The 19,389-nt window shown below is 74.0% G+C and carries 13 protein-coding genes; 5 read left to right on the forward strand and 8 right to left on the reverse strand.

Going from position 1 to position 19,389, the window contains the following annotated elements:
• Positions 1-14 precede the first annotated feature (14 nt).
• From rbfA to ACN6LM_RS20380, 4 genes are all read left to right on the forward strand, one after another.
• A complete protein-coding gene (gene rbfA / locus ACN6LM_RS20365) occupies positions 15-458 on the forward strand; it encodes a 30S ribosome-binding factor RbfA (RefSeq protein ID WP_445066808.1) in 444 nt (147 codons plus the stop codon).
• Positions 455-1,357, forward strand: a complete 903-nt coding sequence (truB, locus tag ACN6LM_RS20370; protein WP_445066809.1) for a tRNA pseudouridine(55) synthase TruB — start codon at positions 455-457, stop codon at positions 1,355-1,357. The genes rbfA and truB overlap by 4 nt, the downstream gene beginning before the upstream one ends.
• 206 nt (positions 1,358-1,563) lie before the next feature.
• Complete coding sequence (locus ACN6LM_RS20375) at positions 1,564-5,226, forward strand: trypsin-like peptidase domain-containing protein (RefSeq protein ID WP_445066810.1); 3,663 nt, start codon at positions 1,564-1,566, stop codon at positions 5,224-5,226.
• 43 nt (positions 5,227-5,269) lie between these two features.
• Complete coding sequence (locus ACN6LM_RS20380; RefSeq protein WP_445066811.1) at positions 5,270-6,223, forward strand: bifunctional riboflavin kinase/FAD synthetase; 954 nt, start codon at positions 5,270-5,272, stop codon at positions 6,221-6,223.
• Positions 6,224-6,271: 48 nt separating this feature from the next.
• On the opposite strand, the gene ACN6LM_RS20385 is transcribed toward ACN6LM_RS20380, so the two are convergent.
• The 8 genes from ACN6LM_RS20385 to eccE form a co-directional block, all read right to left on the reverse strand.
• Positions 6,272-7,273 (reverse strand): oligopeptide/dipeptide ABC transporter ATP-binding protein, encoded by a 1,002-nt coding sequence (locus ACN6LM_RS20385; protein ID WP_445066812.1) that lies wholly within the window; start codon positions 7,271-7,273, stop codon positions 6,272-6,274.
• Positions 7,270-8,298 (reverse strand): ABC transporter ATP-binding protein, encoded by a 1,029-nt coding sequence (locus tag ACN6LM_RS20390; protein WP_445066813.1) that lies wholly within the window; start codon positions 8,296-8,298, stop codon positions 7,270-7,272. Before ACN6LM_RS20390 ends, ACN6LM_RS20385 begins: the two co-directional genes overlap by 4 nt.
• The gene (locus tag ACN6LM_RS20395) at positions 8,295-9,245 is read right to left on the reverse strand and encodes an ABC transporter permease (RefSeq protein WP_445066814.1); all 951 of its coding nucleotides are present in this window, start codon (positions 9,243-9,245) and stop codon (positions 8,295-8,297) included. Before ACN6LM_RS20395 ends, ACN6LM_RS20390 begins: the two co-directional genes overlap by 4 nt.
• Positions 9,242-10,321 carry an ABC transporter permease gene (locus ACN6LM_RS20400; RefSeq protein ID WP_365685690.1) on the reverse strand — a complete coding sequence of 360 codons (1,080 nt, stop codon included), beginning with the start codon at positions 10,319-10,321 and terminating at the stop codon, positions 9,242-9,244. Before ACN6LM_RS20400 ends, ACN6LM_RS20395 begins: the two co-directional genes overlap by 4 nt.
• A 97-nt stretch (positions 10,322-10,418) precedes the next feature.
• Entirely contained in the window at positions 10,419-12,293 is a 1,875-nt protein-coding gene (locus ACN6LM_RS20405; RefSeq protein ID WP_445066815.1) for an ABC transporter substrate-binding protein, read from the reverse strand.
• A 196-nt stretch (positions 12,294-12,489) separates the two neighbouring features.
• Positions 12,490-15,378, reverse strand: coding sequence for an SCO5717 family growth-regulating ATPase (locus tag ACN6LM_RS20410; protein ID WP_445066816.1), 2,889 nt, complete (start codon positions 15,376-15,378; stop codon positions 12,490-12,492).
• 325 nt (positions 15,379-15,703) lie between these two features.
• On the reverse strand, positions 15,704-16,426 hold the full coding sequence (locus tag ACN6LM_RS20415; RefSeq protein WP_445066817.1) for a hypothetical protein: 723 nt from the start codon (positions 16,424-16,426) through the stop codon (positions 15,704-15,706).
• Positions 16,426-17,595, reverse strand: coding sequence for a type VII secretion protein EccE (gene eccE, locus ACN6LM_RS20420; protein ID WP_445066818.1), 1,170 nt, complete (start codon positions 17,593-17,595; stop codon positions 16,426-16,428). Before eccE ends, ACN6LM_RS20415 begins: the two co-directional genes overlap by 1 nt.
• 267 nt (positions 17,596-17,862) lie before the next feature.
• Between eccE and eccB the strand changes: the two genes are divergently transcribed.
• Positions 17,863-19,389, forward strand: a complete 1,527-nt coding sequence (gene eccB, locus ACN6LM_RS20425) for a type VII secretion protein EccB (RefSeq protein ID WP_445066819.1) — start codon at positions 17,863-17,865, stop codon at positions 19,387-19,389.

A 19,389-nucleotide genomic window follows, 5' to 3' on the forward strand; every position in this document is an offset into this window, starting at 1 on the left:
AAGGAGACGGACCAGTGGCCGACAACGCGCGGGCTAAGAAGCTGGCGGACCTCATCCAGGAGGTGGTCGCCGGGAAACTGCAGCGCGGCATCAAGGACCCGCGCCTGGGGACCCACGTGACGATCACGGACGTCCGGGTCACCGGTGACCTGCGGGAGGCCACGGTCTTCTACACGGTCTACGGGGACGACGAGGAGCGGGCCAGCGCCGCGGCCGGTCTGCAGAGCGCCAAGGGCATCCTGCGCTCGGCGGTCGGCTCGGCGGCGGGGACGAAGTTCACCCCGACGCTCACCTTCGTGGCGGACGCCCTCCCGGAGAACGCCCGGGCCATCGAGGACCTGCTCGACCGGGCGCGCGCCTCGGACGCCAAGGTGCGCGAGGCGTCCTCGGGCGCCGCGTACGCCGGCGACGCGGACCCGTACCGCAAGCCGGAGGACGAGGACACCGCCTCCGAATGACAACGCAGAACAACAGGACGCCGGACGGCCTTGTCATCGTCGACAAGCCGTCCGGCTTCACTTCGCACGACGTCGTCGCCAAGATGCGCGGCATCGCCCGCACCCGCCGCGTCGGCCACGCCGGCACCCTGGACCCGATGGCGACCGGTGTGCTCGTGCTCGGCGTCGAGAAGGCCACCAAGCTCCTCGGCCACCTCGCACTGACCGAGAAGGAGTACCTGGGCACGATCCGGCTCGGCCAGGACACGGTCACGGACGACGCGGAGGGCGAGATCATCTCGTCCGCCGACGCCTCCGGGGTCACCCGCGAGGCGATCGACGCCGGGGTCGCCGCCCTGACCGGCGCCATCATGCAGGTGCCGTCCAAGGTCAGCGCCATCAAGATCGACGGCAAGCGCTCCTACGCGCGGGTGCGCGGCGGCGAGGAGTTCGAGATCCCGGCGCGGCCGGTGACCGTCTCGTCCTTCCGCGTGTACGACGTCCGCGAGGCGGTCGCCGAGGACGGAACGCAGGTCCTCGACCTGGTCGTCTCGGTGGTCTGCTCCTCGGGGACGTACATCCGGGCCATCGCCCGGGACCTGGGCGCCGGGCTCGGCGTGGGCGGCCATCTGACCGCCCTGCGGCGCACCCGCGTCGGCCCGTACGGGCTGGACGCCGCGCGCACGCTGGACCAGCACCAGGAGGAGCTGACCGTGATGCCGGTGGCCGAGGCCGCCGCGTCGGCGTTCTCCCGCTGGGACGTGGACGAGAAGCGGGCGAAGCTGCTGCTCAACGGCGTACGGCTGGACATGCCCGCGTACCCGCCGGGGCCGGTCGCCGTCTTCGGGCCGGACGGGCGGTTCCTGGTCCTCGTCGAGGAGCAGAAGGGCAAGGCCAAGAGCCTCGCCGTCTTCGCCTGACCGGGTGTCGGCCCGCGTACGGGCCCTCCATCGTGGAGCGGGCAGAGCCCCCTGTGCCCGCTCCACGGTCCCCCACCCCTTTCTGTCCACCGAACGCCCCTGATTCACCCCAACGGGCAGGCGCTCGGAGTGAATCAGGGGGGTGACGGGGGCGCTTTCGCCCGGTGTGGTCCGCGCGGGGATCTTCGGCGGCCTACCGTCGGATCATGGGATGCGGGGACCGGGCGACGCTGGTACGACTGTGCGATCCGGCCGGCCGGCCGCGGGGAACCGGCTTCGTCGCCGACGACCGGGGCGCGGTCGTCACCAGTCACGAGGCGGTCGACGGCCTTCCGCATCTCCTGCTGCACGGCACGGACGGCCGCAGCCACCGCGTCGACGCAGCCGACATCACCGCCGTGCCCGAATGGGACATCGCCCTCCTGCCCACGGGCGGCCCCGGCACCCTGGGCGTACGGCCGCTGCCCATCCGCCTGCGCGAGCGCATCGACCCCGGCACGTATGTGACGGTCGCCGCGCACGGTCTGCGCGAGGCGCGCGTCCTGGGCCGCACGCCGGTCACGTACACCAGTCGCGGCCGCACCCACCGCATCGACCGCGCCCTGGAACTGGCCCTCGGCACGGACGGCAGCGACGCGCTCCGGCTGGGCGGCGCGGCGGTGGGCGGGCCCGTGCTCGACCCGGACAGCGGGGCCGTCATCGCCGTCCTCGGGCTCGCCCTGCGCGCCTCCCACGCCACCGCCGGCTGCGCGGCGCCGCTGGCCGGGGCACCCGCCGACGGGCCGCTGGGCGAGCTGCTGCGGCGCAACGCGGCGACCGTCCCCGGCTACGGCCCCGATCTCAACCTCGCCGGCGCCCTCCAGCTCACCGCCATGTCCGTCGGCTCGGCGGGCGGCCCGGGCGAGCGCCACGAGCCGGTGGAACGGCCCGACGTCCGCGCCGAGTCCGAGGCGTTCGCGGCGGCCGGACCCTTCGCGGCGGCCGGCCCCGGGGAATCGCCCGCGGTCCTCGGTCTCGTCGGCGAGCCGGGCACCGGCCGCACCACCGAGCTCGCCGCGATCGCCGCGCGCCGGGCGACGGGCCCGGTGCCCGCGCCCACGCTGTGGCTGCGCGGCGCCGACCTCCTCGCGGACGACACCTCCGTCGCCGACGCCGTCGCGCGCACGCTCCAGCAGGCCGGACGGATCGTCGGCGCCGCCGGGGCCCCGGGCGACATGGCGAGCGCCACGCCCGAGCGGGTGGCCCGGCTGGCCGCGGGCTCCGGCGTCCCGCTGCTGGTCCTGCTGGACGCCCCGGAGGAGATGCCGCCCGTCCTGGCCCACCGGCTCGCCGCCTGGACCACCGGCACGGCCCGCTGGCTCCGCGAGAACGGCGTCCGGCTCGTCGTCGGCTGCCGCCCCGAGCACTGGGAGACGGCCGGCGCGCTCTACCCGCCCGGTGCGCTGCACCGCCCTTCCAGGCCCGCCCGGCGGCTTCCTCCGGCGGTCCGCGTCACCGACTTCACCGCCGGCCAGGCCGAACGGGCCCGGGAAGGGCTCGGCCTCCCGCCCGACGCCCTCGCCGCCGGCCACGACCGCCACCCGCTGACCCTCCGCCTGCTCGCGGAGGTACGCGAGGCCCTGCCGCCGGGCACGCCCGGGCGCCCGGGCACGGAAGAGGTCTTCGCCGCCCACCTCGACCTGATGTGCCTGCGCGTCGCCGTCCGCGTCGCCGCCGGGAGCCGCCCCGGGCCGGCCGCGGTGCGGCGCCTGGCGGCCCGGGTGGCCGGACAGGTCCACGAGGCGGCCCGCCGCTGCCTCGGACCCGGACAGGGCGAGCTGGACCGGGCCGCCTTCGAGGAGCTGTTCCCCTGGCGTACGGGGTGGGCCCCGGCGGTCCTCACCGAAGGGCTCCTCGTCCCGGCCGGTGCCGGCTACCGCTTCGCCCACGAGGAGGTGGGGGACTGGATCCAGAGCACGCACCTCGATCTGGACGCGGCCCTGCGGGCGCTGGTGCACCGGTGGCACGCGGAGCCGGCGGAGGACGACGCCCGGGTGCCGCGACCCCGCCGGGGCGAACCGGCCGAGGACCCGCTTCCGGCCGGACCGCGCAGCCTGCCCGTGCCCCGGCACCGGATCGGCCCGGTGATCCAGGCGCTGCTCCTGCTGTCCCGCCGCCAGGGCACGGCCGCCCTGGCCCACCGGCTGGCGGACCTCATCGAGGCGCTGGACCGGCTGCCGGAGGCGGCCGACGGCGATCGGGCCCTGCCTCTCTCCGACCCGCGTTGGTGGGCCGCGCGCCTGCTCGCCGAGACGCTGCTGAGGGTGCCCGACGCCCGCCCGTACCTCGGTGTGCTCCGGCTGCTCGCCGGGCGCGTCGTGCGGAGTTCCGCCGAGGCGGGCGGGGGCGGCGCGTGCGGGGCGTACGCGGATTTCGGGCCCTGGTTCTGGCGGGAGCTGCGGCTGCCCGAGGCGGACCGGATGGACCTCTTCCGCCGTCTGGTCCCGGCGGACGGGCCGCCGGGGGAGGGGGGCGGCGAAGCGCGGTTCCTCGACGCCGTCGCCCGGCGGCTCGCCGCCCATCCGCGTACGGTGCAGCCCCTCCTGTGCGCCTGGTTCACGGACGACCGCCCGTTGCCGTCCGCCGGGGCGGAACCGCCCGTGGACGCCGAGGCCGGAGCGGAGGAGCGGCCCGCGGACGCCGTCCCCGGCCGCCCCACCGTCGCCGCCGCCGCGCAGGCCCTCCTGTACGCCCGCCGGGACCTCGCCGCCGATGAGCTGACCGACGCGCTCGTCGACGCCGGGCACCCCCGGGCCGAGGAGCTGCTCGCCGCGCTCGCCGAGGACGAGCCCGCCGCGCTGTGCCGGGCCGTCGAGCGGTGGGCCGGGGACGAGGACCGGCGCGCGCGCCGGGTCGCCGCCGTCTCGTACGCGACGCTCGCCGCCCCCCGCCTGACCCTGGACGCGGACCGCGACCGGGTGCGCCGGGCCGTGCTCGCGGTGCTGGCCCGCCCGGCCGACAGCGAGCTGCACGGGCCGGTCCTCTCCCTGCTCGTCGCGGACCCCCGCACCCGGGCCCGCTACCTCCCGCAGGCCGTCCGGGCCTTCGTCGCCGAGGGCCCGCAGGACGTGCGCGTGCCCGCCGCCGCGCTCGCCGCCGCCCTGCCCACGCACGCGGACATCGTGGTGACCGCCTACCGCGACCGGCTCGCGCGGCCGGACCAGGGCGCGGGCGAGGTGCTGCGGGCCCTGGCCGGGATCGACGCCCCGGAGCTGGCGCTGCACGCCGCCGGACTCGTACGCGCCTACGCCGAGGGCCACCCGGAGGACACGGCGCACACCGCCGCGTACCTCGACCGCCGCCTGGAGCACGGGCCCGCCGCCCGCGCCCTGCTGCTGCCGCTGCTCACCGGGCTGCTCCGGGACCGTCCGGCGGCGGCGCCGGTCCGGGGATCGCTGGCCGCGGTGCTCGCCTCGCCCGGCAGCCCCGCGTCGCAGGCCACCCGCGACGAGCTCCTGGAGGTGCTGCTGGACGCCGAGCAGCGCGGGGGGACTCCGGACCCGGTGGTCCTGGAGGCCCTGCTGCGGGCCGCCGCGGCCGGATGCGCGACGCGGTCGCCGGTGCGCACCAGGACGCTGGTGCACCGGACCGGGATGCTCCTCGTGCGTACCCCGGAAGGGGCCGCCCTGTTCGACCGGCGGCTCGTCGCACTGGTCCGCGAGGTGCCCGGGTTCGGTGCGCTGGTCGCGGGCTGGCTGGCCGGGGCACCACAGGAGTGGGCGGCCGTCGTCGGGCCCAGCGCACGCCGCACGGTTGAGGCGCTGAGGGCTCCGACGCCCATGCCGATGCAGGCCGCAGGGCGTGAGCATGGCAGTCTTAGACCTGCGTAAGCGAGATATCCACGTACACAGGTTCGGGCGAGGAGCGGTCAGAGTGCAGCGCTGGCGAGGCTTGGAGGACATCCCCCAGGACTGGGGGCGCAGCGTCGTCACCATCGGCTCGTACGACGGGGTGCACCGGGGACACCAGCTGATCATCGGCCGCGCCGTCGAGCGGGCGCGCGCGCTGGGCGTGCCGTCGGTCGTCGTGACCTTCGACCCGCACCCCAGCGAGGTCGTCCGGCCCGGCAGCCACCCGCCGCTGCTCGCCCCGCACCACCGGCGCGCCGAGCTGATGGCGGAGCTGGGCGTGGACGCGATGCTGATCCTGCCGTTCACCACGGAGTTCTCGCGGCTCGCCCCGGCCGACTTCATCGCGAAGGTGCTGGTCGACAAGTTGCACGCCCAGCTGGTCATCGAGGGCCCCAACTTCCGTTTCGGCCACAGGGCCGCGGGGAACGTCGAGCTGCTGGCCGAGCTGGGCGCGGAGCACGACTACCGCGTCGAGGTCATCGACCTGCGGGTGAGCGGCGAGGCGGGCGGCGGCGAGCCGTTCTCCTCCACGCTCACCCGGCGCCTGGTGGCCGAGGGGGACGTGGCCGGGGCCGCCGAGATCCTGGGCCGCCCGCACCGTGTCGAGGGCGTCGTCGTCCGGGGCGCGCAGCGCGGCCGTGAGCTGGGTTTCCCCACCGCGAACGTCGAAACCCTCCCGCACACCGCGATCCCCGCCGACGGCGTCTACGCGGGCTGGCTGCACGCGAACGGCGAGGCGATGCCCGCCGCGATCTCGGTCGGCACCAACCCGCAGTTCGACGGCACCGAGCGCACGGTGGAGGCGTACGCCATCGACCGCGTCGGCCTCGACCTGTACGGCCTGCACGTGGCCGTGGACTTCCTGGCGTACGTACGCGGGATGCTGAAGTTCGACACGATCGACGACCTACTGGTGGCGATGGCCGCCGACGTGAAGCGCTGCGGCGAATTGGTCGCCGCCGCCGAGCAGGACTGACCGCGACGGGTTTCCCGGCCGGCCCGGCCGGGAAACCCGTACCGCCCGTCAGGCAGTCGGCGCGGTGACCTTCGCCGTGGCCCAGTGACACGCCACCTGCGTCTCCCCGCCGCCCGACAGGACCGGCAGGTCCTGCGTACGGCACGCGTCCGCGACGCCCGCCCGCTCCGCCTCGCCCGAGGCCAGCACCTGGCAGCGGGCGTGGAAGCGGCAGCCGGACGGCACCCGCGACGGGTCCGGCGGCTCACCCGTCAGCACGACCGGGTCGCCCGGCGCCTCCGGCAGCACCGACAGCAGCGCCTGGGTGTACGGATGGCGCGGGGCCGTCAGGATCTGCTCGACGTCTCCCGTCTCCACGATGCGGCCCAGATACATCACCGCGACCCGGTCCGCGATGTTCCACGCCAGACCGAGGTCATGCGTCACGACCAGCGCGGAGAGCCCCAGCTCCTCGCGCAGCCGCAGCAGCAGTGCCAGGATCTCGCCCCGCACCGACGCGTCCAGCGAGGCCACCGGCTCGTCCGCCACGATCAGCTCCGGCTCCAGGACCAGCGCCCCCGCGATCACGACGCGCTGGCGCTGACCGCCCGACAACTCGTGCGGGTAGCGCAGGAAGAACCGCTCCGGCGGACGCAGCCCGGCCCGCGACAGCGCGTCGTGCACCGCCTGCCGCTCGTCGCCCGCGTAGCCGTGGATGCGCAGGCCCTCGGCCACCGCGTCGTACACCGTGTGGCGCGGGTTCAGCGAGCCGCTGGGGTCCTGGAGGACCAGCTGGGCGCGCTTGCGGTACGCCTTGAGCGCCCGGCTCCCGTAGTCCAGCGGCTTCCCGTCGAACGTGATCTGCCCGGCCGTGGGCGGGACCAGGCCCAGCAGGGAGCGGGCCAGCGTCGTCTTGCCGCACCCCGACTCGCCGACCAGGGCCACGATCTCGCCGGGCCTGATGTCCAGATCCACCCCGTCCACCGCGCGTGCCGGTGCGGCTCCGTGCCGGCCGGGGAAGGTGATCCGGAGCCCCTGCGCGCTGAGCAGGTCCACGGGGGTCGTCGTCATGATGTGCTCCTCGCTTCCTCGGCGCCCGGAAGGACCGGCGCCGCCGCCCCCTCCGGGCCCACCAGCACGCACGCGGCCTGCCGCCCCGGGCCCGCTTCCCGCAGCTCCTGGTCCTGCGTGGCGCAGGAGTCCAGGGCCAGGGCGCAGCGCGGGTGGAAGGTGCAGCCGGCCGGCAGCGCCGACGGGTCGGGCGGGTCGCCGGGCAGGCCCTGCGGCGCGAACCGGGACGCCGGGTCCCCGATGCGCGGGAAGGCGCCCGACAGGGCCCTGCTGTACGGGTGGTGCGCGCCCTCGTAGACCTCGGAGGCGGGGCCCTCCTCGACGACCCGGCCCGCGTACATCACGGCGAGCCGGTCGCAGGTGTCGGACAGCACCGCCAGGTCGTGGCTGATCATGACCAGGCCGAGGTCCTGCTCGGAGACCAGCTCCTCGATGAGGCGCAGGATCTGGGCCTGGATCATCACGTCAAGGGCCGTCGTCGGCTCGTCGGCGATGATCAGGCCCGGATCGCAGGCCAGCGCCATCGCGATCATCACGCGCTGCCGCTGCCCGCCGGACAGCTCGTGCGGATAGGCGTCCGTCCGGGCCGCGGGCAGCCCTACCTGCTCCAGCAGCTCGCCGGCGCGCTTCCGGGCCGCCGCCGGTGTCGTCCTCTTGTGCAGCAGGATCGGCTCGGCGATCTGGTCCCCGATGCGGTGCACCGCGTTCAGCGAGTGCATCGCGCCCTGGAAGACGATCGACGCGCCCGCCCAGCGCACGGCCCTGACCTGGCCCCACTTCATGGCGAGGACGTCCTCGCCGTTCAGCAGGATCTCGCCGGTCACCTTCGTCCCCGCGGGCAGCAGCCGCAGCAGGGCCAGCGCCAGCGTGGACTTGCCGCAGCCGGACTCCCCGGCGATGCCCAGCTTGCGCCCGGCCTCGACCCGGAGGTTCACGCCGCGGACGGCCTGCGCCCCGCCGGCGTACGTCACGGTCAGGTCGCGTACCTCCAGAAGAGGCGTCTTGCGGATGCTCGTCGTACTCAACGGGCCACCCCCAGCTTGGGATTGAGGACGGACTCGATCGCGCGGCCGCACAGGGTGAACGCCAGGGCCACCAGGGCGATGGCGATGCCGGGCGGTGCCAGGTACCACCAGTCGCCGGCGCTCACGGCCCCCGCGGCGCGCGCGTCCTGGAGCATGCTGCCCCACGAGGTGATGGTCGGGTCACCGAGGCCGAGGAAGGCCAGCGTGGCCTCGCTCAGGATCGCGCTGGAGATGGCCAGCGTGGTCTGGGCGAGCACCAGCGGCATCACGTTCGGCAGGACGTGCCGGAGCATGACGTGGCCGTGGCCGCCACCCAGCGCGCGGGCGCGCTCGATGTACGGGCGGGACTCCACGGCGAGGGTCTGCGCCCGCACCAGGCGGGCGGTGGTCGGCCAGGTCGTCACGCCGATCGCGATGACGATGGTCCACAGGGAGCGGTCCATCACCGAGGCGAGGGCGACCGCGAGAACCAGCGTCGGCATCACCAGGAACCAGTCGGTCACCCGCATCAGCACCGTCGAGTACCAGCCGCGGAAGTGGCCCGCGACGATCCCGACGATCGTGCCGATGGCGACGCACAGGAACGCCGCGAGCAGCCCCACCGTCAGGGAGACGCGCGCACCCCACACGAGCAGCGCGAGCACGCTGCGCCCGAACTGGTCGGTGCCGAGCGGGAACTCACCGCTCGGCGATTCGAGCGCGCCGCCCGACGCCTCGGTGACGCTCTCCGAGTCGGCGCCGACGAGCTGGGGCGCGGCCAGGGCCACCAGGGCGATGAGCACCAGGCCGCCGAGGCCCCACAGGCCGCCCTTGTGGGTGCGGTACTCCCGCCAGAAGCGGGCCGCGGACTGGCGTTTGCGGGCCCGGGCCAGGGCGCGGGCGCTCCGGACGGGCTCGGGCGGGGCCGACGCCGGGGTCGGCGTGGGCATGGAATCGGTCGTGGTCATCGGCCCACCCGGGGATCGAGCAGCGGATACAGCACATCGGCAAGGGTGTTCGCCAGGATCACCGCGGTGGCGAAGACGAAGAACAGGCCCTGGACGAGTGGCAGGTCGGGGGTGCTGAGGCCCTGGTAGAAGAGGGAGCCGAGGCCCGGCCAGGAGAACACGGTCTCCACCAGGATCTGCCCGGCGACCACATGCCCCAGGTTGACGAACATCAGCGTGAAGGTGGGCAGCATCGCGTTGGGCACGGCGTGCTTGCGGCGCACGACGTCGTCCCGCAGCCCCTTGGCACGGGCCGTCGTCAGATAGTCGCTGCCCATCTCGTCCAGCAGCGAGGACCGCATCACCAGCAGCGTCTGCGCGTATCCGACCGCCACCAGGGTGATGACCGGAAGCACCATGTGATGCGCCACGTCGATGACGTAATCCAGGCCGCTCGTGTCGCCCGACGACATCCCGCCCGTCGGGAACATGCCCGGGATCGGACCGACGCCCACCGAGAAGACGATGATCAGGAGCAGCCCGAGCCAGAACGACGGCACCGAGTACAGCGTGAGCGCGAGCGCCGTGTTGAACCGGTCGCCGGCCGAGCCGTTGCGCCAGGCGGTGCGGGTGCCGAGCCAGAGGCCGATGAGGCTGTAGAGGACGTAGGCGGTGCCGGTGAGGAGCAGCGTCGCCGGCAGTTTCTCCACGATCTTGTCGATGACCGGTGCGTGGTACGCGTACGAGTCACCGAAGTCGCCGGTGAGCGCGTCCCCGATGTAGCTGGTGAACTGCTGCCACATCGGCTGGTCGAGCCCGAACTGGTGGCGCATCGACTCCAGCTGTTCGGCCGAGACGCGTCGGCCGCCCGTCATCTGTTTGACCGGGTCGCTCGGAATGAGCCGGAAGAGGAAGAAGCTGGTGACCAGAACCGCGAACAGCGAGACGACGGCGCCCGCGATCTTGGCGGCCACATACTTCAGATAGGCCGTGGTGTTGCGCGCCCGTGGACCGCGTGCGGCCGAGGGGCCGGCCGGAGGGCCGTCCGTGGCCGCGTCCGCCTGTTGCACGAGCGCCGGAGTGCTGTCAGCTGTCATGGGGAACTCTCGTTACTCGTGTCGTTCCTGGAAAGAACCGGCCGGCACGGGCCTACCGCACCCGCGCCGGCCGGTTCCTCGCATCCCGTTCGAGAACCTACTCGCGATCGTCCGCGCTGGTGCGGCGGCGCCGCGAGATCAGGAACCCGCCACCTGCGAGGACCACGACCGCCACCACGATTCCGATGATCACACCGGTGGAGGAGCCGGAGCTGCTGCCCTCCGAGCCGCCGTCGCCGCTCGCGGGCACGGCCGACCACCAGCTCCAGTAACCGTCCTGGCCGTAGATGTTGCCGGCCGCCTCGGGCATGGTCGTGATCGACTTGATCTGGTCGGTGCGGTACGCCTCGACCGCGTTCGGGTAGGCCATGACGTTCATGTACCCGGAGTCGTACAGCCAGGACTGCATCTGCCCGACGATCTCGGCCCGCTTGGCGGGGTCGTACTCGGCGAGCTGCTTCTTGTACAGCTCGTCGTACGACTTGTCGCAGATGAAGTTGTCGGTGGCGGCGCTCGCCTTGGCCTTGGTGGGCAGGGCGGCGCAGGTGTGGATGCCGAGGACGAAGTCCGGGTCCGGGTTGACCGACCAGCCGTCGAAGGCGAGGTCGTACTCACCGGCGTACCAGGGCACGGAGACGTCGTCCAGGCAGTCGACCTTCAGCCCGATGCCGAGCTTGCCCCACCACTCCTTCAGGTACTTGCCGACCGCCTTGTCGTTCGGGTCGGTGGCGTGGCACAGGATGCGCAGGTCGAGCGGCTTGCCGTCCTTGCCGACGCGCTGGTCGCCCTTGAGCTTGTAGCCCGCCTCGTCCAGCAGCTTCGCCGCCTTGTCGGGGTCGTAGCTCAGCGCCTGGTCGGCGGAGGGCTCCCAGGCGTACGCCGAGAAGCGCGGCGGAATGTAGCCCTTGCCCTCGACTGCGTGCCCCTGGAACACCCTGTCGATGATCGTCTCGCGGTCGATCGACAGGAACAGCGCCTGGCGCACCTTCTGGTCGAGCAGTGCCTTGTTGCCGTTGCCGAACTTCTTGCCGTCCTTGGTCCGCGCGCCGGGGTTGGTGGCCAGCGCGTAGAAACGGCGGCCGGGGCCCTCGTTGACCTTGATGTTCTTGTCGCCCTTGAGCGAGTTCGCCTGAGCGGGCGTCAGCGCGGGCGAACCGGCGACGAAGGAGACCTCACCCTTGCGGAGGGCGGCGACGGCGGCGTCCTGGTCCTTGTACGTCTTGAAGACCAGCTCGTCGAACTTGGGCGCCCCGCGCCAGAAGTTCTTGTTGGCCTTGAGCTTCACGTACTGGTCGACCTTGTAGTCCGTCAGGATGAACGGGCCGTTGCCGACGACGGGGAACTTCGTGTCGTTGTTGAACTTCGAGAAGTCGCCGACCTTCTCCCACACGTGCTTCGGCACGATCGGCACGTCGAGCGCGGCCATGGTGGCCTGCGGCTCCTTGAGCTCGATGACGAGCTTGGTGGGGCTGGGGGCCGTGACCTTCTTGAAGTTGGTGACGAAGCTGCCGTTGGCCTGGGCCGCGGCCTCGTCGTCCATGATCTTGTTGAAGGTCCAGGCGGCGTCCTCGGCGGTCGCCTGCTGCCCGTCGGACCACTTCGAATCGCTCCGAATGGTGTACGTCCACGTCAGCTTGTCGGCGGAGGGCTCCCACTTGGTCGCCAGGCCGGGGATGGCGTGGTTGTCCTTGGCGTCGTAGTTCGTCAGGAAGTCGTACATGAGCCGCGAGACGCTGGTGCTCAGCAGCTTCTGGGCGAGGAACGGGCTCAGGGAGTCGACGCTCTGAGCGACCGCGACGGTCAGTGTCTTGTTTCCGCTGTCGGCGGCCTGCGCCTGCTGGGGCGCGGCCCCGAGGGGCATTCCAGGTACGACGGACCCGGCCGCGAGAGCGAGGGCGGCGGCACCGGAGGCCAGGAGCACCCGCAGACGTGAGCGTGGCGGGGCGGAGGAGGACGGAACTCTTACGACCATGGTCTGGGACCTCGTGTCATGACTCGCACGGGAAGGCGTGTTGAACTTCGGTTCGCCGGCTGGTGTTGCGAAGGTTTATCAGCGGCGGTCGAGCCGCGTCAACGGTCCCAGAAACGGCGTGTGGTCTGCGGATATGCCAAGAGGGTCCGCATCGCGGAGGCGATGCGGACCCTCATTGGTTCAGACCTCTGACGCCCTACTGTTGAGGCGCTGGCGGCGGCTGCTGCTGCCATCCGGCGGGCGGTACGGGACCGTGCAGTTCGGGGTGTCCTGGCTGGTCGTGCTGGGGTTGCGGTTGGGCCTGGGCCTGGGCCGGGGGCTGCTGGTACGGCTGCTGGTCCTGGGCCGGCTGCTGCTGCCACTGCTGCCCGGCGCCGGGGCCCGGCTGCGGATAGGGCTGCTGGCCGCCGTACGGCTGCTGCGGGTGCGGCTGTTGGGGCTGCGGATAGGGCTGACCGGGTTGCTGCGGCGCGTACGGCTGTCCGGGGTACTGGGGGTGGCCGGGCTGCTGGGGTTGCTGCGGCTGCTGGAGGGCGTACGGCTGCTGGCCCGGGGCCTGCTGTCCGGGGATCTGCCGGCCCGGGAGCGGCGGGGCGTACTGCGGCGGCGGGCCGCTGCCGTCCGACGTCCACAGCCCCTGCTGCTGCTGGGCGCGCGCGAAGTCCTCGGCGACCAGGGCGGAGAGGTTGAAGTACGCCTCCCGGGTCTTCGGCCGCATCATGTCGAGGTCGACCTCCGCACCGGCCGAGAGGTGCTCGTCGAACGGCACGGCGACGACCCCGCGGCAGCGCGTCCGGAAGTGCTGCACGATGTCGTCGACCTTGATCATCTTGCCGGTCTCGCGGACGCCGGAGATCACGGTGATGGACCGCTGGACCAGCTCCCCGTACCCGTGTGCCGACAACCAGTCCAGGGTCGTGGACGCACTGGACGCGCCGTCGACCGAGGGCGTCGAGACGATGATCAGCTGATCGGCCAGGTCCAGCACACCGCGCATCGCGCTGTACAGCAGACCGGTTCCCGAGTCCGTGAGGATGATCGGGTACTGCTTGCCGAGCACGCCGATCGCGCGCCGGTAGTCCTCGTCGTTGAAGGCCGTGGAGACCGCCGGGTCCACGTCGTTGGCGATGATCTCCAGCCCGGAGGGCGCCTGCGAGGTGAACCGCCGGATGTCCATGTACGAGTTGAGGTGCGGGATCGCGTGCACGAGGTCGCGGATGGTCGCGCCGGTCTCGCGGCGCACCCGCCGGCCCAGCGTGCCGGCGTCCGGGTTGGCGTCGATCGCGAGGATCTTGTCCTGCCGCTCGCTGGCCATGGTCGCGCCGAGTGCGGTGGTCGTGGTGGTCTTGCCGACGCCGCCCTTGAGACTGATCACCGCGATCCGGTAGCAGGAGAGCACCGGCGTACGGATGAGCTCCAGCTTGCGCTGCCTCTCCTGCTCCTCCTTCTTCCCTCCGAGCTTGAAGCGCGAGGCGCCCGTGGGGTTGCGGCTGCTGCGGGTCTTCTGCTTGCCCCGGATGAGCCGATCGGAGGTGAGCTCCACGGCCGCGGTGTACCCGAGCGGGGCGCCGCCCGCGGCACGCGGATCGCGAGGGGCGGGGGTGGGCCAGGAGGTGCCGGCCCGGGGGTCGACGGGCTGCTGCGGCTGCGGCTCCGGCTGGACCTGCGCCGGGAGGTTCGGGGTGCCGGCGTCGGGGGCCGGGGTGCCTTGGGCGGGGGTGCCTTGGGCCGTGGGCTGGGCGCCCTGCGGGAAGCCGTAGCCGCCTTGGGGCTGGGGCTGGGGCTGGGGCTGGGGCTGCTGGGCCGACTGGGGCGGCTGCTGCGCGGACCAGGGAGCCTGCGGCTGGGGTGCCTGCGGGGCCTGGGGTGCGGGCGGTTGCGGGCGCTGTGCCGGGAGGTTGGCGGCCGGGAGGGGCTGCTGGGGCTGAAGTTCCGGCTGGTGCGGCTGCGGTGCCTGCCGGGGGAAGCCGTAGCCGGACTGCGGGGCGGGGGCCTGGGCCTGGGAAACCTGCGGCTGGGCGGGCTCGGGCTGCGGTGCCTGCGGCTGCGGTGCCTGCGGTTGCTGCTGGGCGGCCGGCTGGAAGGCGGGCGGCAGCGGCGGGAGACCGCCCTGCGAGGGGGCGGCCGGTGCCCAGGGGGACGGCGAGGCGTCCTGGGGCGCGCTGTCCGCCGGTACGTCGCGGGGCGCCGCGTCCGAGGAGGTGGCGCCGGTCACCGGAGCTTCGTCGTCCGGCTCGGGGGAGTCCGCCTCGCCGGAGACCGCGGGGGCCTCGCCGGAGGTCACGGCGCCGGAGGTCACGGCGTCGGAGGGCGCGTCATCCGAGAGCACGGCCTCGGAGTCGGAGGGCTCGATGTCCGAGGGCGCGTCATCCGAGAGCACGACGTCGGCCGGCTCCGCGTCGGCCGGCTCCGCGTCGTGCGGCTTCGGGCTGTACGGCTCCGAGGGCGCGCCGGCGGCCGGGGCGAGGTCGGCCTTGCCGCTCTCCTCGCCGTCCTCGGCCGCGGAGGTGCTTCCGGTCGCGTCCGCGGGCGTCGGGCTGTCCTCCGCCGCCTCGGGTTCGAAGTCGAAGACCCTTCCCAGGACGTCGTCCCAGGATTCCTCCTGATCCGCGCCGGGCGTACCCGCCGCCGCGTCGTCCGGAACGGCGTCGGCGGCCTCGGACGCGTCGTCGACGCCGTCGGCAGCGGACGGCGCGTCGCCGTCCACCGCCCCGGCGTCCGTCTCCGCCTCGCGCTCCGCGCGTTCCCGCTCCTCGATCTCCCGCTTCAGCGCGGAGGCCGAGAAGCGCATGGTGGCGCCGCTGTCGAGGTCGCCGGTGTCCGGCGGGGCGGGGGTCCACTCGGGGTCGAAGCCGCGCTGCGCCGGGGGCGGCGGCAGCGGCACCGGGTCCCCGCTCGGCGGCGGGGGCGATGCCGGCGGCGTACCGGTGCCGCCCGAGGAGTCGCCCGGCGCGTTCTGCGTGTACCAGGCGGGCGGGGTGTAGTCGATGGTGAACTCACCCGTCGTCTCGGCGGGCTCCGCGTCGGACGACTCGTCGACGGGCTTGTCCCAGCCCCCGCGCATCTCGTCCCGATCGCCGTTCACTTTGCCTCCTGGTGTGGTCGAGCACCCTTGTGCCGTGGTGGGTGGGGGCGTTCCCGTAACGCGAACCGCCCGGCTCTCCCCCTGGGACGCACAAGGCCTGCCCACAGGTTCTCCGCCGCGTCCGGACCCAGCCTAATCGCCATGGGCCCCGCCACGGCAGGCCGTACAGCGCCGCGAACGCTGTCCCGTACGTCACGTAGTGCACCCAAGTGGACTGAGTGCGACAGGGAGTGAAACCCAAAGCGGTCAAACAGGCACAACTGCATCGGGAATCCCGTCCGTCGCACCCGGAGCGCACCCTTGTGATCCCCCGGGGGTACGCCCGTCAGTCCACCCGGCGCGCGGCGCCCAGGAGCCCCGTCTCCGCGTCGGTCGCCCGGGTCGTCACCAGCCGACTCTCCCGCCGCGTGCACCAGAGTGTGACCCCGTCCGCCAGGGCGGGCAGCGCGCTGACCGTGCCGGCCGGCAGCCGCAGGAGGCGCCCGGCCGTCTCCGCCTCCCCGGGTGACACCCGCTGCACGCCCACCAGCGACGCCTTCTCCGTCAGCGCGGGCGCGGCCGGGCCGAGATACGGCAACAGGGTCAGGACCGACTGCCACGGCCCGGACACGGCCCGTCCGGGCGGCGGGCGCATGCCGCAGTCCCGTACGACGACGACCGGCGAGGCCGCCGAGGGGCCCAGCGGCGGCACCCGGCCGACCTCGTGCAGCGCGACGCACCCGTTGCCGGCGGCGGCGCGGACCAGGCTCGCCCAGGCGTGCGCCCGCCCCGTCTCCACCGCGATCCGCGCCCCTGTCGCCGCTGCCCGCAGCGCGAGCACCTGCACCGTCCACAGCCCGCCGACGAGCGTGACGTCGTACGAGGAAGGGCGGTTGAGGCCGAGGACGGCGGGCAAGCCCTCCTCGTCCTCGCCGATCACCACCCCGTCGTCGCCCACCGGCAACCCCAGCGAGGCCAGTTGCTCGGGGCCGACGGTGTACCGCCGCCGACGCGGACCGACCGGACCGAACCCCAGCCGGCCCCGCACCCGCCCGGGCGCCGCCGCCATCAGCGGGCCCCGCCGAGCGGGAGCGTGGCGAGCACCCCGGGCAGCTGCTCGCGGTCCAGCCGTACGAGCGAGACCCGCACCCCGCGTGCCAGACGCTCCAGTTCTCCTCGCGCCGACCGGAGTTCGTCGCCGGTGCGCGCGCTGATCCGCAGGTACCCCGCGGCGGCGACCTCCTGCCGGTCGCCCCGCGCCAGCGTCAGGCTGAACGTCGTGGCCAGCGCCGGTACCGAGGTGAGCAGCGCGACCAGCCGGGGCATCGGCACATCACCGGAGCGCGGCCACCGGCGCACCCAGTACGCGGTGTGCCGGCGCCCGTCGCAGCTCCACGTCCGCGAGGTCTCCCGAGTGCGGCGGACGGGCCTCGGGGGCCCGTCGGCACGGGGGGCCGTCGTGGCGTCCGCGCAGGCGGCGGTGGCGAGCGCGGCACCGAGCTCCTGCTCCGTCAGCACCGTCGCGCCGAACCCCGCCCCGGCCAGCCGGCCGGACAACTGGTCGGCGGCCCGCGACAGGCACCGCTGCGCCCCGGTCAGGCCGCCGCCCCGCATGCGTACGGCCTCCGGGCAGAGTTCCGGGTCGAGCGTCAGCGTGACCCAGGTGATCCGCACCGCCGGTGACCCCGTACGGGCCTGGAGCGGGGCGTAGTTGAGCGCGGCTACCGCGTCGCGGGGGAGGTGCGGGGCGGGGGCGGGCCGGGTGTGCTGCACGATCCGCGCCGATTCCAGGCGGATGCCGTCGACGTCCATCACGTCCCGGACGAGCCCCGGCGGCAGCGGACGCACGGTCCGGTCCGCCCGCACCACCGTGTCCTCCGCGTCCACCCGCACCACCACGGTGAGGTGCGTGTCGTCGCCGACCATGCCCACCGGCCGCCGGTCCCGGTGCGTGAACGAACAGGTGCGCAGGGCCGGTACGCACTCGCTCAGCGGCGCCACCGGGGACCAGGGGCCCGGTCCGGCCGCCGCCATCCGTGAGGCTGCCCTCCGGTTCCGCGCCCGGAACGCGACGACCGTGCCCAGCCAGGCCGGAAGGGAGCGGCGTCGTCTGCGCACGACGGCGAGGACCACGAGCAGCGCGGCCGCCATCCCCGCAGGGCCCAGGAGCGCGGGTCCGGCGACCCACGCACACAGCAGGACCGCCACCGCCACTTCGAACAGAACCAGCTGTTGCAATCGAAAAGTGCCGATCGGCCCGGCCCGCCGGTTCAGCCGCGCGCCACCCCTGTTCGCCATCGTCCCCTGCCCCCGTCCGCGCCGTTCCGACCCGCGCCGCACCCGTCCGGCCGAACCTCCGGCGGAAGCGCACAGCGTACCGGTATTCGGCCAACACCCGGTTACGGGCGGCATAGTGGTCGCCGACAGCGGGGAGCCCCGCCGAAGCGTGTGCGGTGAGCGCCCGCAGGTGTGCGGCGCGGGCGGAGAGGGAAGGCGGGCCGGGCCATGGTGACCCGACGGGACGAGCTGAACACGTACACATTTGCGAAGAGACGAGCCCTGGCCGCCTTCCTGCAGCCCTCACCGGACGGCTCCGACGAGGGAGCCCCGCGCCCACTGCGCGCCGTCCTCCCCGGTGTGCTCACCGGCGCCCTGCTCCTCGCCGGGTTCGGCGCGTACGGCATGTTCCGCCCGGTCGCGCCCAAGGGCTGGGACCGCCCCGGCGCCAAGGTCGTCGTCGGCAGGACGTCGACCACCCGCTACGTGGTGCTCACCACGGGCCGGGGCGCCCATCGCCGTACCCGGCTGCACCCCGTTCTGAACCTCGCGTCCGCCCGGCTGCTGCTCGACCCCGGCGACTACGGCGTCGTCCAGGTCGCCGACGACATCCTCGACGCGGGCAAGCCCCCACGCGGACCGGTCATCGGGATCCCGTACGCCCCCGACCGGCTACCCGGCAAGCGGGACGCGGGCACCGCCAAGCGGTGGGCCGTCTGCGTACGGCCGGGAGGCGGAGGCACCGGTGTGCGGAAGGCCGGCTTCGTCCTCGCCGCCCGCGACCACCGGCTGACGGAGGGCCCGAACCGGCTCACCGGCGGCCAGGTCCTCTATGTACAGGACCCGCACGGCACCCGGTACCTCGTGGACGCCCGTGGCACCAAATACCGCGTGGACGAGCGGCCCGGCGACCTCGGGCACCTCACCGACGCCCTGGTCGGGCGCGCCCGGCCGCGAGCCGTCACCGGCGACTGGCTCGCCACCCTGCACACCGGCAGCCCCGTCGCCTTCCCCGTCGTCCCGGGCGAGATCGGCGCCCCCGCCCGTATCGCGGGCCACCTGTCGGCCCGCGAGAACCGTGTCGGCGCGGTGCTGCGGTCCAGGGACGGCGCGGGCACCGCGTACCACGTGGTGCTCGACGGCCGGGCGCAGCGCGTCTCCGAGTTCACCGCCTGGCTGATCGTCAACTCTCCGCAGACCGCCGCCCTCGACCAGGCCGGCAGCGCCTACCCGGCGGGGCTCCAGGACTTCGTGTCCGACCCGGCACCCTTCGCCGGCCAGGCCGCGCACTGGCCCGCCCGCAAGGCCGTCCGCGTCGACACCGCGCACCGGAGCACCGTCTGCTCCGTACTGCGCGCGACGGACGGCAGGGGCCGCACCACCCTGAGCACCTGGGCGGGGACCACGTACCCCGCCGCCGTCGGCGAGGGCGGCACCAGCACCTACGTCACCCCGGGCAGCGGGCTCCTCTACACCCAGGTCCGGGGGCGCCAGACCAGGCCCCAGGGATCACTCTTCCTGGTGACGGACACGGGGTTGCGGTACGCGGTTCGGGGGAACGGCGACGGCGACCCCGGGCACTCCCCGCTCTCCACCGGAGGCGCCCCTCAAACTCCGGGGCGGGCCGGAGAGGCGCAGACCCGGCTCGGGTACGAGGACGTGAAGCCCGCCCTCGTACCCGCCGAATGGTCGGAGTTCCTTCCCCGCGGCCCACGGCTCGACACCACCGGCGCGCGCCGCCCGCAGGGTTCCTGA

The organism is Streptomyces sp. SAS_281 (genome assembly GCF_052542855.1).